General features: G+C 74.3%; 1 protein-coding gene. It reads right to left on the bottom strand.

From position 1 onward, the window contains the following. Positions 1 to 362, bottom strand: a 362-nt coding sequence (locus tag D183_RS25235) for a PH domain-containing protein (protein ID WP_039728629.1), incomplete at both ends; no start/stop codon positions are given.

Below are 362 nucleotides of genomic sequence, written 5' to 3'. Positions count from 1 at the left end.
CGGCGGTTCGCCGTGGCGAGCGCCGGCGGTGTCCAACCACAGCGTCGCGGTGCCGCACCAGCGGTCCAGCGGCGAACGGCTCAGGTGCAGCGTCTGCAGCTTGTCCAGTTCGGCCAGCCGCCACCAGCGCCGCCACCAGCCACCGCGCACCGCCACGTAGCGCGCATCCAGCGCGTAGCCCATGCGCTGCGCCTGGCGCCAGGACTTGAACGCCGACCACGGTAGCCACAGCAGGCCCAATGCGGCCCAGGCGCCGAGCGTGGGCCACAGCCCGGCGCACAGCAGCGGCACCAGCAACAGTGCCGGCAGCGACAGGCGCCACCAGTGGCGCGTGGCGATGCCGTGCCAGTGCGCTGGCGGCC

It is taken from the genome of Xanthomonas sp. SHU 199 (assembly GCF_000364665.1).
Classification (GTDB): Bacteria; Pseudomonadota; Gammaproteobacteria; order Xanthomonadales; family Xanthomonadaceae; genus Xanthomonas_A; species Xanthomonas_A sontii.
This window is presented reverse-complemented; position numbering and strand designations above follow the sequence as displayed.